General features: G+C 35.8%; 17 protein-coding genes. 14 read left to right on the top strand and 3 right to left on the bottom strand.

The genetic code is table 11. The annotated features are described in order from the left end of the window. Positions 1–94: 94 nt before the first annotated feature. Positions 95–1,516 (top strand): amino acid permease, encoded by a 1,422-nt coding sequence (locus RBB48_RS23530; protein WP_000969239.1) that lies wholly within the window; start codon positions 95–97, stop codon positions 1,514–1,516. Positions 1,517–1,576: 60 nt separating this feature from the next. After that, positions 1,577–2,899, top strand: a complete 1,323-nt coding sequence (locus tag RBB48_RS23525; protein WP_306008160.1) for an acetylornithine deacetylase — start codon at positions 1,577–1,579, stop codon at positions 2,897–2,899. Positions 2,900–2,998: 99 nt separating this feature from the next. On the opposite strand, the gene RBB48_RS23520 is transcribed toward RBB48_RS23525, so the two are convergent. Next, a complete protein-coding gene (locus RBB48_RS23520; protein ID WP_001123723.1) occupies positions 2,999–3,652 on the bottom strand; it encodes a DUF1232 domain-containing protein in 654 nt (217 codons plus the stop codon). 130 nt (positions 3,653–3,782) lie between these two features. Here RBB48_RS23520 and RBB48_RS23515 point away from each other — a divergent pair, with 130 nt between their 5' ends. Then, entirely contained in the window at positions 3,783–4,394 is a 612-nt protein-coding gene (locus RBB48_RS23515; RefSeq protein ID WP_000100745.1) for a manganese efflux pump, read from the top strand. Positions 4,395–4,509: 115 nt separating this feature from the next. Continuing rightward, on the top strand, positions 4,510–4,668 hold the full coding sequence (locus RBB48_RS23510; protein WP_000532409.1) for a hypothetical protein: 159 nt from the start codon (positions 4,510–4,512) through the stop codon (positions 4,666–4,668). A 22-nt stretch (positions 4,669–4,690) separates the two neighbouring features. Here RBB48_RS23510 and RBB48_RS23505 read toward each other — a convergent pair whose 3' ends face one another. Then, entirely contained in the window at positions 4,691–5,032 is a 342-nt protein-coding gene (locus tag RBB48_RS23505; RefSeq protein ID WP_000766602.1) for a DUF3969 family protein, read from the bottom strand. Positions 5,033–5,207: 175 nt separating this feature from the next. Further along, positions 5,208–6,137 carry a glutaminase A gene (glsA, locus tag RBB48_RS23500; RefSeq protein WP_001149862.1) on the bottom strand — a complete coding sequence of 310 codons (930 nt, stop codon included), beginning with the start codon at positions 6,135–6,137 and terminating at the stop codon, positions 5,208–5,210. A gap of 69 nt (positions 6,138–6,206) precedes the next feature. On the opposite strand from glsA, the gene RBB48_RS31720 reads away from it, so the two are divergent. The 10 genes from RBB48_RS31720 (at position 6,207) to RBB48_RS23455 (ending at position 16,619) form a co-directional block, all read left to right on the top strand. Then, complete coding sequence (locus RBB48_RS31720; protein WP_074651593.1) at positions 6,207–6,320, top strand: transcriptional regulator; 114 nt, start codon at positions 6,207–6,209, stop codon at positions 6,318–6,320. A gap of 142 nt (positions 6,321–6,462) precedes the next feature. Then, positions 6,463–7,965, top strand: coding sequence for an N-acetylglucosamine-specific PTS transporter subunit IIBC (gene nagE / locus RBB48_RS23495; protein ID WP_048567302.1), 1,503 nt, complete (start codon positions 6,463–6,465; stop codon positions 7,963–7,965). Between the two features lie 254 nt (positions 7,966–8,219). Continuing rightward, positions 8,220–9,491, top strand: coding sequence for a serine hydrolase domain-containing protein (locus RBB48_RS23490; RefSeq protein ID WP_306008159.1), 1,272 nt, complete (start codon positions 8,220–8,222; stop codon positions 9,489–9,491). A gap of 238 nt (positions 9,492–9,729) precedes the next feature. Then, entirely contained in the window at positions 9,730–10,545 is an 816-nt protein-coding gene (locus RBB48_RS23485; RefSeq protein ID WP_088609561.1) for a sugar ABC transporter ATP-binding protein, read from the top strand. Between the two features lie 167 nt (positions 10,546–10,712). Further along, positions 10,713–11,114 (top strand): LSm family protein, encoded by a 402-nt coding sequence (locus RBB48_RS23480; RefSeq protein WP_046953685.1) that lies wholly within the window; start codon positions 10,713–10,715, stop codon positions 11,112–11,114. 16 nt (positions 11,115–11,130) lie between these two features. Continuing rightward, on the top strand, positions 11,131–11,325 hold the full coding sequence (locus tag RBB48_RS23475; RefSeq protein WP_000899469.1) for an LSm family protein: 195 nt from the start codon (positions 11,131–11,133) through the stop codon (positions 11,323–11,325). 13 nt (positions 11,326–11,338) lie between these two features. After that, positions 11,339–12,883, top strand: a complete 1,545-nt coding sequence (locus RBB48_RS23470; protein ID WP_142310769.1) for a glycosyltransferase family 2 protein — start codon at positions 11,339–11,341, stop codon at positions 12,881–12,883. Further along, positions 12,876–14,117 carry a nucleotide sugar dehydrogenase gene (locus RBB48_RS23465; protein ID WP_075313226.1) on the top strand — a complete coding sequence of 414 codons (1,242 nt, stop codon included), beginning with the start codon at positions 12,876–12,878 and terminating at the stop codon, positions 14,115–14,117. The genes RBB48_RS23470 and RBB48_RS23465 overlap by 8 nt, the downstream gene beginning before the upstream one ends. Further along, positions 14,114–15,079: an NAD-dependent epimerase/dehydratase family protein gene (locus tag RBB48_RS23460; protein WP_097907801.1), complete on the top strand. Its 966-nt coding sequence runs from the start codon at positions 14,114–14,116 to the stop codon at positions 15,077–15,079. The genes RBB48_RS23465 and RBB48_RS23460 overlap by 4 nt, the downstream gene beginning before the upstream one ends. Then, positions 15,072–16,619, top strand: coding sequence for a glycosyltransferase family 2 protein (locus tag RBB48_RS23455; RefSeq protein WP_142310771.1), 1,548 nt, complete (start codon positions 15,072–15,074; stop codon positions 16,617–16,619). Before RBB48_RS23460 ends, RBB48_RS23455 begins: the two co-directional genes overlap by 8 nt. Positions 16,620–16,679: the final 60 nt, after the last annotated feature.

The following is a 16,679-nucleotide window of genomic DNA, read 5'->3' as shown; positions in this document are numbered from 1 at the left end:
TGTATTTTGCTCTTTTCAATAATTATTCTTATTATGAACATTTTTAAAAACGCTTACATGAAATGGGTTTCCAAAGTGAAAAGGGGGGATTTATATGATGGATCAAAACCAAGGGTTAAAAAGGGAATTGAAAAGCAGGCACATCTTTATGATTGCACTTGGAGGAGTTATTGGTACCGGTCTTTTTTTAGGATCTGGGTATACAATTCATGAAGCTGGGCCTGGAGGAGCGATTGTAGCGTATCTTGTTGGAGGATTTGTTATGTATTTAACGATGCTCTGTCTTGGAGAGTTAGCTGTTGCGATGCCTGACGCAGGATCTTATCAAACGTATGCTACAAAGCACATTTCCCCTGCAGCGGGTTATGTAGTCGGCTGGATGTCATGGCTAAACTGGTCTGCTACGATAGGTATTGAACTGATTGCAGTTAGTATTTTAATGAAACGATGGTTTCCTGATGTACCGTCATGGATTTGGTGTGTAGCGTTTGCGGTGCTTCTCTTTGCTATCAATGCGTTATCTTCAAGAAGTTTTGCAGAAGTTGAATTTTGGTTTGCAAGTATTAAAGTAATTACAATCATTGCATTTATTATTTTAGGCGGGGCAGCAATGTTTGGTTTTCTAGATATGAAAGGAAATGAACCAGCACCGATGTTCTCTAGCTTTACTGATTATGGTGGGTTGTTTCCAAATGGATTATCAGCCATTTTAATTACGATGATTGCAGTTAATTTTTCCTTCCAAGGAACGGAACTAGTTGGTATTGCAGCTGGAGAGAGTGAAAATCCAGAGAAAACGATTCCGAAGGCAATTAATAATACAGTTTGGCGTATACTTGTGTTCTTTGTATTATCTATTTTCATTCTTGCAGGCTTATTCCCTTGGCAGCAAGCGGGAGTGATAGAAAGTCCATTCGTAGTTGTATTTGATAAAATTGGTATTCCTTATGCAGCCGATATTATAAATTTCGTTATTATTACAGCGGTTCTATCCGTTGCGAATTCAGGATTATATGCAACTTCTCGTATGCTATGGTCTATGTCTAATCAAGGAATGATTAGTCCAATTTTCGGTAAGTTATCTAAAAATGGTGTTCCTATTTATGCATTGATTGTAAGTACAATTGTAGGTTGCCTTTCATTACTATCAGGTATTTATGCGGAAGATACAGTTTATTTATGGCTACTTTCTATTGCCGGGTTCGGGGCGATATTAGTTTGGGCATCTATTGCTCTATCTAACTTGTTGGCTAGAAGGTCATACATTAAGCAGGGCGGGGATGTGAAGGACTTGAAATTTAAAACACCGCTGTATCCATTCGTACCACTGCTTGCGTTAGTATTAAATGTAACAGTAATTGTTGGTATGGCTTTTATTCCAGAACAAAGAATGGCATTATATTGTGGTATTCCATTTATGATTGTTTGTTTACTGTTTTACCGTGCGACAAGAAATAAGGCACGTAAGGTAGAACATATTGAAAAAACGAATACAACAGAGGCAGAAAGTTTGTAAATATATTAGAAACTTATGCTAAAAAAAGAGACTGTAAAATTGTAAACAGTCTCTTTTTTTGTGACAATAAAGCTGGAAACATACTATGTATGCAAAGGGGAACTAGCGATGAATCAAGAAGTTTCACAGCTATTAGAACAGATTGATTTACGAAAAGATGAGTTACTAGAGCTTACAAAGACTTTAATTCGTTTTGAAACACCAGCACCGCCGGCGAGAAACACAAATGAGGCGCAAGAATTTGTTGCAGATTTTCTAAAAAAACGAAATTTTAGTGTTGATAAATGGGATGTATATCCGAATGACCCGAACGTTGTTGGGGTGAGAAAAGGGCTAGAAAGTGACACACATAAAAGTCTTATTATTAATGGACATGCGGATGTAGCAGAAGTATCGGTAGATGAAGCGTGGGAAACCAATCCGTTTGAGCCATTTATAAAAGATGGTTGGTTAGTTGGACGTGGTGCGGCGGATATGAAAGGAGGACTGGCTGGAGCACTATTTGCTATTCAACTGTTACAAGAAGCTGGCATTGAATTACCTGGAGATTTAATCTTTCAATCAGTAATTGGGGAAGAAGTTGGAGAAGCAGGTACACTTCAATGCTGCAAAAGAGGTTATGATGCTGATTTTGCAGTCGTAGTGGATACAAGTGATTTACATATGCAAGGACAGGGCGGCGTAATTACTGGATGGATTACTGTGAAAAGCCCCCAGACGTTTCATGATGCAACACGCAGGCAAATGATTCATGCTGGAGGACGTTTATTCGGAGCGAGTGCGATTGAAAAAATGATGAAAATTGTACAAAGTTTACAAGAATTAGAGCGTCATTGGGCAGTTATGAAAACATATGAAGGTTATCCATCTGGAACAACAACAATTAACCCAGCTGTTATTGAAGGCGGACGGCATGCAGCATTTATTGCGGATGAGTGCCGGTTATGGATAACGGTGCACTTCTATCCGAATGAAACACATGAACAAATAATAAAAGAAATTGAAGAGTATATTGAGAAAGTAGCGGCTGCCGATCCATGGTTAAGTGAAAATCCACCACAATTTAAGTGGGGCGGAGAATCAATGATTGTGGATCGTGGCGAAATTTTCCCTTCTTTAGAAGTAGATAGTGAACATGAAGCAGTAAAAACTCTTAGCTCAGTACACGAATCAATTCTATCTAAAAATGCAATTTTAGATATGTCTGCAACGGTAACGGATGGTGGTTGGTTTAGTGAATTTCATATTCCAGCTGTTATTTACGGACCAGGTACATTAGAAGAAGCTCATTCAATAAATGAGAAAGTTGAAGTAGAACAGTTAATTGAATTTACAAAAGTAATAACAGCATTTATATATGAATGGTGTCACACGAAAAAATAGATTAGTGTGTTGAAATCGTACAGGTATGTATACTTGTACGATTTTTTAGTGAACTATTTCAGAGTTGAACAGAAACAACTGAAATAGTTCTTTATTTTTCTATGTTTTTCGTTTTAGTTCGATTAATTTTTCTTTCGCTAATTCAACAGCAATTGCATCATCTAAATAGCCAATTGGAAAGAGATAGTCGGGAATAATATCTGTCGATAAAATGAAATACAGTAATGCGCCTCCAAGAACTGCACGCTCTTCTTTTGAGATAGTTTCATTGCAAAATTGTTGATACATATCGGTTAATTGTTCAATAAAAGGACCAGCGCTATCAATTTGTTCTAATTTACTCGCGAAACTTTCATGAATACGTTTTTCACCTTCTGTTGTCTGAGCATAGCGTTCATAGTTTTCAAGTTCTTGTTTTACGCGAGTTGTTGTATAGTCAAAATCGAATAAGTTAGAGGATTGCAGCGTTTGCTGAATTGTATCAAGAGATGTGTACATATCCGTCTTTTCTTTATTAATGTGAGGAGAATCAGGATACATTTCATCAAATAACAATTGGGGTGGAACTTGCAAACATTCTGCAAATTTTTGTAGATGTTTTTGTTTTGGCGGTTGTTTACCATTCATAATTCTTGAGATTGTTGCGGGATCAATATTTGTATGCATTCCTAATTGACGCATGGATAAGGCACGTTCTTTTAAAAGTTTTTTTATTAATGTACTAAGCCGCTCATTTGGGTTTTCTTTAGGCATAGTGAAGGCACTCCTTTTTTATTGTTGAAAAAATGTTGAGCATTTCTTACATGTATATGAAACAGACAGGCACAGTTGCTCAACATTTTCATAATATGCATTGAAAAGTGAGAAAAAGGGGTGGCTGTTTATGAGTACGGCAGGTCTATTTTCAATTTTTTTAATCGGTATTGCTTCTAATTTAGATAATGCAGGTGTTGGGATTGCATATGGCATTCGTAAAATTCGAATTTCGTGGCTTAACAATTTTATCATCGCATTTTTTGGTTTTTTATTTACTTTATTAGCTGGCTTTTTTGGGAACTGGATAGCGTTATTTATTTCAGAGTTTACTGCAAACCTAATTGGAGCAATCGTTTTAGGTATAATCGGTGTGTTTATTTTGTGCCAGCCTTTCTTGGGGCAAAGAAATACTGTAGGTTCTAAAGATGGTAATGTACTTATGGGCATTTTACGTGATCCAGAAAAAGCAGATTTTGATGGTTCTAAAACAATTAGTTTTTCAGAAGCAATTGTTTTAGGGGTTGCGTTGTCTATTAATAATATTGCAGGTGGATTTGACGCTGGGGTAACAAACTTGAATCTGTGGCTTACAGCAACTATTTCTGGGGTGTTTAGTTTTATTTGTATTAGTGGTTTTGCTTATGTAGGAAAACGATTTTTAGCAGAATACTTAGGGAAATGGGCTACTGTTATTGCGGGCGTGCTATTAATTCTTATTGGGATAGATCAGTTATTGTGAGGAGAACAGAAAACAATATTCGAGTATTTCCTTGGAAATATGGCAAAGGATTGCATATATCGACGTACTTTTCTCCATACTAATACGGATTTCTTTTAAAGAAAGGGTGATCTGTATGGGACGCGGAAAAGCATTTGATCATAAGAAAAAAGGGCATGACCATCAACCGCCTAAAGGTGCGTTTATTCATAAAGATGTAAATGAACATACTTTAGAAGAGGAAGAGCTACCAGTAAATATTGAGGCGTATAAAAATAGTTTAAAAAAACATTAAAAGCACCTACATAGGTGCTTTTTCAACGTATATCTTCAATTAGTTGTTCCGATTCTTCATGCATACTGTACTCACTTAAAACTTGAATACAGAGCCACTTTAATTCTTCGATAGTATGTTCAAGTTCTTCAGGAAGCACATGATGAATGTCTTCAAGTCCCATTCCGAAATGAATAAGTTCAAGTACTTGATCATCGATGTTCCGATCCATTAGTAGTTCAAGTACTTCTAAATTGAATATGTATCGGTGAGCTTCATCGAGTGAAACCACTTTTAACTTCAAGCTTTCTACAATACTCAATATAAAAAGAAGAATCGTTTTTTCAAGAACAGGCTGTTTTTCCATTTGAAATATTAGTTTCATCTTTCACACCTCCACATATAGCGCTAGGTTGTACTATATTATTCAGGAGGGGGGAGCAAATATGCATGATATAGAGAAACTTTTAGTACTGTTTTGTAAGGGGATGGATAGCGGATAAAGTTGAGGTTTTTATGAAATGAAAAAAATCCTGCTAGTATAGCAGGATAACTCTGAGTTAAAAAATGCTCCAACCTTCTTGAGCAGAAAGAAGTTCAAGAATTTTAAAACCAGCGATACTATTTCCGTTTGCATCTAAAGCCGGTCCGAAAATGCCAATTCCCATTTCTCCTTTTACGCAGCCGAAAATGCCACCAGCTACGCCGCTTTTTGCGGGGATACCAACGCGGATCGCAAATTCACCAGACTCGTTATACATACCACATGTAACCATAAATGTTTTACAGATTTTTGTAATATGTTTAGGGATAATTTGTTTTTTCTTATATGGATCATATCCATCCATCGCAAAAATTAAGCCGATACGTGCTAAATCGATACAGTTTACTTCAACTGCACATTGTCGAGTGTATAAATCCATAAGTTCTTCGATGTCACAATCGATAATTCCGTTTTGTTTCATGTAGTAACAAAGTGAACGGTTTAAGTAAGCTGTCTCTAATTCTGAATTGGCAACTTTAGAAGAATAATTAATGGTAGGATTATCTGTTATTTCACGTACAAAATGAAGGATGCGCTCCATTTTTTTTTCATTATCTTTTCCTGTTAACATGCTTGTAATAGCTAGTGCCCCTGCATTAATCATTGGATTAAGTGGCTTAGAAGGACTTGTCGTTTCTAACTTAATAATAGAGTTGAATGGATCACCAGTTGGTTCCATTCCAACTTTAGAAAATACATATTCTTCACCACGATCTAAAAGGGCAAGTGCAAGTGTAATTACTTTTGAAATACTTTGAAGAGTAAATAGTGTTTGTGAGTTGCCAGCATGGATATATTCTGTTTCTTTATGGAAAATGGCAATCCCTAAATCGTCTGGATTTGCATTTCCTAGTTCGGGGATATAAGTAGCAAGCTTTCCTTTTTTCGTATATGGTTTTACTTGTTCTAACAACTGTTGTAAGTTGTTTGTTTCAATGCACTGCATAGTACCAACGCTCCTATTTCGAATTAACTACGTTTACTTTTCCCGATATGCTCGGAAATAAATAATAACATGAAAAGGTGGAATGATAAAACGAAAGTTACATGTTCTATAGTAGGTATTTCGTTTCGAGTATTCTATATTAAAAAAGGAGAATTTTCCTTTTATATAACAGTTTGGAAATAGGAGATTTATCCATAAAAAATTCAAAAATAAAAACTACACATCTATACAACTATATGTTATTATGGTTATGTAAATAGAAAGCGTTTTCTAAGGCGTACTTATAATGATAACGATTTCATAAATTGAATTAGGGGGAATTAAAATGTTGCAGTTTCTACAACGTATTGGTAAAGCGTTAATGCTTCCAATCGCAGTGCTACCAGCAGCAGGATTATTGCTTCGTCTAGGACAACCAGATGTATTTGATATTCCTGTTATGGCACAGGCCGGTGCAGCAGTTTTTGATAATTTAGCACTTATTTTTGCAATTGGTATTGCAATCGGTTTGTCTGTTGATGGTAGTGGTGCAGCAGGTCTTGCAGGTGCAATTGGTTATCTAGTTATGAAAAACAGTATTGATGCACTTAGTAAGGGATATTCTACTGTAGAATTACAAGATAAATTAGGCAAAGTTCAAGATTTAATAGGTAATAGCGCTAATGTAGATCCATCTAAGCTTGCAGATACAATGACACAGGTATCTAAGGCAGCCGAATTATCGACTAAAGTGGATATGAAAGTTTTAGGTGGTATTATTGTCGGTGTTATAGCAGGACTTCTTTATAATAAATTCCATAAGATTAAACTTCCAGAATGGTTAGGGTTCTTTGCTGGAAAACGCTTCGTTCCGATTGTTACATCGGTTGTGATGTTACTATTAGGAATTCTATTCGCACAAATTTGGCCAGCAATTCAAAATGCTATCGATGCATTAGCTCATGGAATTGTTAATTTAGGGGCAGTTGGTTCAGGTCTATTTGGTTTATTAAACCGTCTATTAATTCCAATCGGTTTACACCACGTAATGAACACATACTTCTGGTTCGTACTTGGTGACTTTACAAATGCAGCAGGTAATGTTGTAAATGGTGATATTGCTCGCTTCCTTGCAGGAGATAAAACAGCGGGTATGTTTATGACTGGTTTCTTCCCAGTTATGATGTTCGGTTTACCAGCAGCATGTTTCGCAATGATTGCGGCTGCTAAACCAGAAAAACGTAAAATGGTTACAGGTATGTTAGGTGGTCTAGCATTAACTTCATTCTTAACTGGTATTACAGAACCAATTGAATTCTCATTCATGTTCTTATCACCAGTATTATATGGTATTCATGCTGTATTAACAGGTCTGTCTCTATTTATTACAACAACTCTTGGCATTCACGATGGTTTCACATTTAGTGCCGGTGCAATCGATTACTTCTTAAACTTCGGTATTGCAACAAAACCAGTATTACTGGCGGGAGTCGGTTTAATTTACGCAGTAATTTATTTCGTTGTATTTTACTTCTTAATTAAGAAGTTCGATCTAAAAACTCCTGGTCGCGAAGATGACGACGAGCTAGCTGAAGAGGGTGACGCACCTGTTGCAGGTTCAATTGGTGAAACTTACGTAGCAGCTTTAGGTGGAAAAGAAAACTTAACAGTTATTGATAACTGTGCAACACGTCTACGCTTACAAGTGAAAGATGCTGGTCAAGTAAACGAAGCAGCATTAAAACGTGCTGGTGCAAAAGGTGTTATGAAATTAAGTAACACGAGTGTCCAAGTTATCGTAGGTACAAATGTTGAATCTGTTGCCGATGATATGAAAAAACACGTATAAATAATGAGATAAGAGGATATCCCAAAAGATTGATAACATCAATTTTTTTAGAGGATATCCTCTTTTTTATGTTAACGATTTAACGGGAATCTTACTTTTGTAAATTTTCTTTTTCTTTTTTATACATATAGGTTGGTAATATGTGCAGTGCGTGATAAAGTAGGGATGATATAGAATAGAGTATCCATAATCTGCTAAAATAAATCTTTAGTAGAGGAAGTAAATTATTGGTGAGTAAGGGGAAAAAAGCAATCATGGATCAGGAAAAAAATAATGCGAATGGGAAAGCACGTCGGCCGATTGTATACATAAAAAGAACAATCATTCTCGTCTTACTATTTTCACTTGTATATTTCATGTATACAAAAATTGTTGCGCATAATAAGAAAGAAGAAACTTTAAAAGCAGCGGCAGAAATGAAGAAACAAGAAGAGCTGAAAAAGAAAGAAGAAGAAAAAAAGAAACAAGAAGCACAAAAACAAAAAGAGCAGGAAGAACAAGAAGAACAAGAAGAACAAGAAGAACAAGTGAAGCAAGCACAAGCTGTGGAAAAGCCTGCTGAGGGACCACCTCAAGAAATTAATGAAAACGCTCAATTAGATCAATATTTACAAAACGCAGGATTTAGCGGAACAGCTGTTATTGTGAAGAACGGAAAAGTTCTTTTGAATAAAGGATACGGTATGGCGAACAAAGAGAAACAAGTACCGAATAATTCAGAGACAACTTTTTATATTGGTTCTATTTCAAAGGCATTTGTAGCGACTGCTATTATGCAATTAAAGGATCAAAATAAATTAAATGTAGAGGATACGGTTGCAAAGTATGTTCCAGATTTCCCTCAAGGTAATGGGATTCAGTTAAAGCATTTACTAACACATACATCAGGAATTCCAGAGTATGAGCAAGGAACAGAGGATATTTCTCATGAAGAACTGATAAAACGAATAGGAAAGCAAAAGCGTGTTGGGAGCCCAGGAGAGAAATGGAAATATTCCGATTCGAACTATTCGATACTCGCCTATATCGCTGAGAAGGTAAGTGGACAACCGTTAGAAGACTATATTAAACAACATATTTTTGCTACTGCGGGTATGAAACATTCTGGTTTCGGTAAAGCGTTAGAGCAAACAAGGTTCCCATCAACAGGTTATAAAATAGTAAATAACAATATGACAACACCTAATATTCCAAGTATGTCACAACTATATGGTTGTGGTGATATATATACGAGTGCACATGATTTATATTTATTTAATGAAGCACTCTTCTCTGGAAAGCTGATTTCAAAAGAGAGTTATAATCAAATGTTTACGGCTGTGAAAAAGGATTACGGATTTGGTTGGTATGTAGACCCGGGAAGTTATTCGAATCACGGTGTAATGCCAGGATGGAATTGTTTAAATGGATTTAGCAAAAACGGAAGTGTGTATGTCGTTTTATTATCTAATATTCAAAATAATATTAAATCGTTTGGTAAAGTGAATAACGACATTTATACGATGTTGCGAAATATTGAAGTGTAAGAGGCTATCCTATTGGATAGTCTTTTTTTATTGAGGAAGTGTAGGGGCAATGGGATAATGAAATAAAGTGAAACTTTAATCAGTGGGGGATTCTTCATCCCTCACTGATTATTAGCCCTCACCAATCGGGCTTTTACGGGCAGTCGATCCCCACCTAACTTCTTTGCTTTCGCTGAATTTTGAAGTGGGGGTCTTACTGCCCGGCGAATAGCGGGATAAATGGAAAAGGGGGAGGAGTATGAGTATAGATAGGCATCACGCACGTAATGCAAAACGCATTTTTTTTGTATCTATTATTGTATGGGTTATTGTCACAATTGTATTAGTGATGGAATATAAAAAAGGGACGCTATTCACTTCGGAGAAAGAAAATTTGAAATTAATAAGTGTTGTAATACCGGCATTTGGATTATTCATATATAGCTTTATGGAAAAACGAAGATCAAAAATACTTAAAAAGGAAATTTATAATATAGAGAATTCTGAATTATTTGAGCAGCAAAAATTTGTTGTTCGTAAAGAGGTAGGGATATTTCAAGTAATAACGTACTTTGGATTAGATGGCAGTGCATTAGGTTTTTTAAAAGAAGAGTATGATTTTGTTATTCAACGTGTATGGCAAGTTGTACTTTCTTTTCTTTTAAAGGGACTACATAAGCAACAATTTTATTTATATAATCACTCGGGAGAAAGATTGTTGCGTGTTCAAAAGGAGATGGGAGTACGAAACTTCTATACTTTTTCTAATATAGATGGAAAGAAAATTGGAGAGTTGAAACAAGTACTAAGTTTAACAAAGTGGGAATGGACCTTTTTAGGGATGGATGGTGAAGAAATTGGTAAAGTGGCTGGCGATTTCTCAGCAACAATGCAGAAAATAGATTGGCGAGATGGAACGCATATTGATGTAAAAGAAGATGGTATTCCTTTAGAAGCTGTTAAGTATTTCTCGGCAAGTGGTGGTTCACTTGTTACAGCTTCTATAAGTGAACAGGCAGAATTACCACGAGCGGTTTATTATAGTGCAGCTGCCATTGTTACAATTAAAAATTAAAATATACATAAAGATAGATGGGATACCATCTATCTTTTTTGTGTGACTAGAAAAGATGGTTTCTTTGAAAAATGTATGCCTTACCTATCACAAAAAAAGCCTGTTCTGTATACATTAAGATGTATGGATGTGTTTTTATACTTTAAAAATAATAGGAGGAGAAGTGTATGTGTTTGTTCGGTAAGTATTGGAAAAAGCTATCGAGATTGTTTAATAGACAATTAGATTATTTTTTAGATAATAAGTTATTGCCTGCTGTGGAGAGACTTTTATTTTCACAAAACTTCGCGAGATTTATTCAAAGAAACTCTAAGCAAGCTACGGAAGAAGTTATTGAATCAAGTAGATTTCAATCTATTATTTGTAACATTTTAAAAGAATGTAATACATCACCTTTTAAAGAAATTGCAGAGCAGTATTTGGGTAAAAACGTAGAGATTACTGTGACAGTTGGACAGTTAACGGGTGTGATTGTAGCAGTTGGTGATGATTTCTTAACACTGCAAGAAGGAATAGGAACAGAAGTTTTATTACCATTTACAAGTATTATATCAATTAAAGAAGCGTAAGAAAGGAGAGTTATATATGTTATTTACTGATGAATTACGTAACCATGTTGGTGAACTAGTGCAAGTTGTGACAGCTGTAGAAATCATTGCAGGCGTTCTTTTATCTGTGACGGATGGGGCAGTAATTGTTCGTACTTCTCCTTCTTATGGACCACCAGAAGATGTAGTTGTACGTATTCCGATTATTGCTTATGTTCGCTTGGAAGGGTAAGCGTGATACAAGTATGAGAGTGTCAGTTGTTATTCCAGTGCATAATGAAGCAAGTACTTTATCAAAAGTTTTAGTAGAAGTAAGGAAGTTGGAACCATATGAAATTATCATAGTAGATAATGGATCGACAGATGGTACGAAAGAAATAGCGTTACAGCATAATTGCCGTGTGATTTATTATAGATATTCTCTTGGTAATGATGTGGGACGGGCAATTGGTGCTAGAGAAGCAAAAGGTGAAATTGTTTTATTTTTAGATGGCGATATCATCATGAAAAGTGAAGAATTATACAATTTTATTAAAGGAATACAGCAAGGACATGAGATTGTTTTAAATAATTTAACATGGTCCGTTTATTTGAAGATGAGACCGCATTATACGACGGTTGGAAAATATATGTTAAACCGTTATTTGAACAAAAAAGAATTTGTTGTAGGATCTTTAATTGCGATACCACATGCGATAAGTCGTGAAGTGATTGAAGAACTAGGGTGGTGGAATTTAGCGGATCCAGCACTATTTCAAGCGATGGCGATGTCTAGAGGAGTAGATATTTCTGATATGGCTTCAGTTGATGTCATTTACACAAATAAAGTTCGTCCTGTCCATACGGGCACATCACCTGGCTCTCCTTATCCGAAAGCGACTAGTCGTATTATGGGTGATCATTTGCGAGCTTTACAATACGTAATCGAAACATACGGTAATCGCGGTGGTTTTTCAGAGGGCAATAAAGATAGGGAGTTTGTAGGAAAGTATAAACCAGTTTTATTACAAAAGAAAAAAGCGAAATATAGTGCCATTATCCCAGTATCAGAAGAGAAAACAACTATAAGGTCTGTTATACAAGAAGTGAAAAAAGCAGGTGTAGATGAAATTATAGTTGTTGTGAATGGAGCTGCCGTAAAGACCATTAAACAAGTAAAGCTAGAGAATGTTATTGTTGTTGAGTTGGATGAAGTGCTTGGGCATAATGTAGCACGGGCGATAGGGGCCATGTATGCTACGGCAGATATTTGTTTATTTGTTGATAGTGATTTTGTTATTCCAGCAACAAATTTAATTCTATTTTTGCGTGCTATTGAAGATGGAAGTGATGTGGCATTAAATGATTTACAGTGTTTATTAGATATGTTTCATCCAGCAGATCCAATTAGCATGGGAAAATATTTTGTGAATTTGATAGCGAAGCGACCAGATTTATGGAATAACTCATTAACAGCAGTACCACACGCTATGCATAAAAAAGTAATAGAGAAAATTGGTTATGATTCTCTTGTGATTCCTCCATTAGCTCAGGTGAAAGCTATTTTAGAAGGATTCTCTATTACAGCAGTAGAGTTAGTAGATGTTATAAAAACAAATCGAGTACGTCCAGAGCAACACGAATTTGTAAATGGGCGTATTTCAGCATTTGATCGTATTTTCGGTGATCAAATTGAGGCGATTGCGTATTTATTACAATGTACAGACGAACGCGGTGGCTTTACGGATGGAGATAGAGCTAGAGATATCATTCAACAATTGAGAAGGGAAGAAGAGAATACAAATGAATAGTAGTAAAGTAGCTATTATTGGCTTAGGGTATGTTGGCCTTCCTTTAGCAGTCCATTTTGCAGAGAGAGGGCATACAGTACTTGGGTTAGATAAAGATATTAGAAAAATAGAATCAATTATAAAAGGAGAAAGCTATATTCCGGATGTTTCTTCTAAAGAGTTACAAAGTTTATTGGTGAAAAAAAAATTAATAGTGAACACACCGGATCAAGGCATTGCTGATTTTCAAAATAGTGATTATGTTATTGTTACTGTCCCGACTCCAATTAATGAACAAAGAGAACCAGACTTAAGTGCCCTCATTTCAGCCTCACATTATATACAACAAAACCTTCAAAAAGGACAAACCTTCATTTTTGAAAGCTCCACATATCCAGGTACACTCGAGGAAGTTATCATTCCTATTATTTCTCAAACAGGTAAAAAGGTAGGAGAAGATTTCTATATCGGATATTCCCCTGAGAGAATTGATCCGGCTAATAGTCACTATTCTGTTCAAACGATTCCAAAAGTTATTAGTGGACAAACAGAAAAGTGTAAACAAAAAGTTCAGGAGTTGTATAGCACTACATTTGATGTCGTTGTTCCAGTTAGTTCTCCGAAAGTAGCGGAAATGTGTAAGTTATTTGAAAATATTCAGCGCCTAGTCAATATTTCATTAGTAAATGAGTTAAACACACTATGTGAAAGTTTAGGAATTGATTTTTATGAGGCGATTGAAGCCGCATCTACAAAACCGTTTGGATTTACCCCATATTGGCCAGGACCAGGAATAGGAGGACATTGTATTCCAGTAGATCCTTTATATTTCCAATGGAGAATAAAAAGGAATGGGGAAATTAGTCAATTAATTGAGGCTGCACATGTGATTAATGAAGAAATGCCAGAGAAAATAGTCCGGAAAGTAAAAGGCATGGTGCAATCACCTGCATCAGTTTTAATTGTAGGAATTGCATATAAGAAAGATGTAAATGATTTGAGAGAATCACCGGCTTTACCAATTATTGAATTGTTACTAAAAGAAGGATATGAAATCGAATATCACGATCCATATATTTCTTCTGCAAAGTTTGAAGGCAAGGTGTACCAATCTGTTTCTTTGGATGAACATGTCGTTAAACAAGCGGGTTGTATATTAATTTTAACTGATCACTCTAATATCGATTGGAAGCTTTTTAAAGGTATGAAGCGAGTAATAGATACACGTGGAATTATAAAGAAGGTGAGTGTATGAGTAAGAAATGTTTAATTACAGGTGGAGCAGGATTTATTGGTTCACATTTAGCTGAAGAGCTGGTGAAAAGAGGGTATGGGGTTACGATCGTTGATAACTTCTATAAAGGGAAAAATAAATATCATGATGAGTTAATGAAAGAAATTCGAGTTATTCCAATAAGTGTTTTAGATAAAAATTCTATTTATGAATTAGTAAACCAACATGATGTAGTGTTTCATTTAGCAGCAATTTTAGGCGTGAAAACGACAATGGAAAAGAGTATAGAGCTTATTGAAACGAATTTTGATGGAACGAGAAACATTTTACAAGCAGCGCTAAAAGAAAAGAAGAAAGTGGTCTTTGCTTCTACTTCAGAAGTATATGGTAAGGCAAAGCCACCCTTCTCTGAAGAGGGAGATCGATTATACGGGGCAACTTCTAAAATACGCTGGAGTTATGCAGTGTGTAAAACATTAGAAGAAACATTATGTTTAGGATACGCATTAGAAGGTTTACCGGTAACGATTGTTCGTTATTTTAATATTTATGGTCCAAGAGCGAAAGATGGTCCGTATGCAGGGGTAATCCCACGATTTATTAGTGCGGCTTTGCAAGGAGAAGACATTCTCGTATATGGAGATGGAGAGCAGACACGTTGTTTTACGTATGTAAGTGATGCGGTAGAGGCAACGATTCGAGCGATGGATGAGAATGTAAATGGTGAAATTATTAACATAGGTTCTGACAATGAAAAGAGTATAAAAGAAGTGGCAGAAGTAATTAAAAAGCTAACGAAATCCTCTTCAAAGATTGTTCAAGTTCCTTTTGAAGAGGTGTACCCACATGGCTTTGAAGAAATTCCAAATAGAAGACCAGATGTTGCGAAATTAAGAGAACTTGTTCAGTTTCAAGCAGAAGTAACATGGGAAGAAGGATTGAAAGAAACTATTAAGTGGTTCCGTGAAGAAAATAATGGCTAAGTCACTATCGGTCATTATACCTGTATATAATGAAGTTGAAACGATTTCAGATGTTATCCAATCGGCAAAAGGATTAAATCCAATAGAGATTATTGTAGTAGCAAACGGTTGTAACGATGGTACAGAAGAGGTTGCTGATCGTTTAGGGTGTAAAGTAATCAAGTATATAGAGCTACTAGGGAACGATGTTGGCCGCGCGATTGGCGCAAAACACGCGATAGGTGATGTATTACTATTTATAGATGGTGATTTTGCTATTCAAACTTCAAAATTACAATTATTCCTGAATCCGATTTTACATGATCAGGCCGACATCGTTTTAAATAATTTGGACGCATTATTTTTAAAGAAACAAAAACCGCATTCTATTACCGTATGGCGCCAAATATTAAATGCAATGTTAGAGCGTGAAGAATTAAAAATTGATTCCTTATTAGATGCACCTCATGCGCTGACGAAAGAGGTCGTTCAAAGCATCGGATATGAATGTTTTGTTAATCCTATTTTGGCTCATTTACGCCTCGTTCAAAGCGAATGGAGAATTAGTCGACATTGTGCAATTGACGTTATTACGCCAAATAAATTTCGGCCGGCCGAGCATGCTGCATATGGCACGGGTCTTTCGCAATCTGAAAAACGGATGATAGGTGATCATATAGAAGCTGTAGCGGAGCGAATAGTAGGTAGTGATGAGCGCGGAGGATATTATGATGGAAATAGGAAAAGAGATAGTGTCTATCATACTTTAGATTTCGAAGATCTTTATCAAGGATGGGGCATTACATCTAAATTGTATAAAGGAAAGCAATTATCAGTCATTATTCCTGTACAAGATGAAGAGAAAACAATTGGAAATGTTATAGAAGAGCTTCGCAAAATTGAACCTTTTGAAATTATCGTTGTTGTAAATGGTTCGTCTGATAAAACAGCAACGATTGCAAAAGACAAGGGAGCAACAACAATTGTATATAAAGAAGCACTTGGCAACGATGTGGGACGTTCACTTGGGACTTATTTCGCCAAAGGAGAAATTGTATTATTTATAGACGGTGATTTTGTTATTCCAGCTAGTGAGCTATATCCATTTGCAAAAGCTATTGCAGATGGAATGGATGTCGCATTAAATGATCTAAATCATTATTTAGATTTAAGAGTACCGCTTCATCTTGTAACTGCATTTAAATATGCATTAAATTTAGCTTGTGATAGAAAAGATTTAGGAGTAGGATCTCTTATCGCTGTACCTAATGCGTTTAGCCAGAAGTGTTTGAAATCAATTGGGTATAGGTCTTTATTGTCACCTTGCGTAGCGCAAGTGAAAGCTATTCTTTCAGGATTCGAAATTGCGTGTGTAAGTCGTGTAGAGGTCGATAAGATGAACCGCATTCGTCCCAGTGAACATTTTGCAAAAATAGGTCATCCTCCAGCTGTCTTGCGAATTATAGGTGATCATATAGAAGGATTAGAGCAATTAATTGTATTAGAAGGTAGCCGTGGTGGATTCTATGATGGGAATAGAAAAAGAGATGTTTTAGAGTAGTAACAAAAAAAGTGTACAACATATGTACACTTTTTTGTTCTGTTATAAAAACTATAACAG

The organism is Bacillus sp. MMSF_3353, from assembly GCF_030733445.1.
GTDB classification, from domain to species: Bacteria; Bacillota; Bacilli; order Bacillales; family Bacillaceae_G; genus Bacillus_A; species Bacillus_A wiedmannii.
This window is presented reverse-complemented; position numbering and strand designations above follow the sequence as displayed.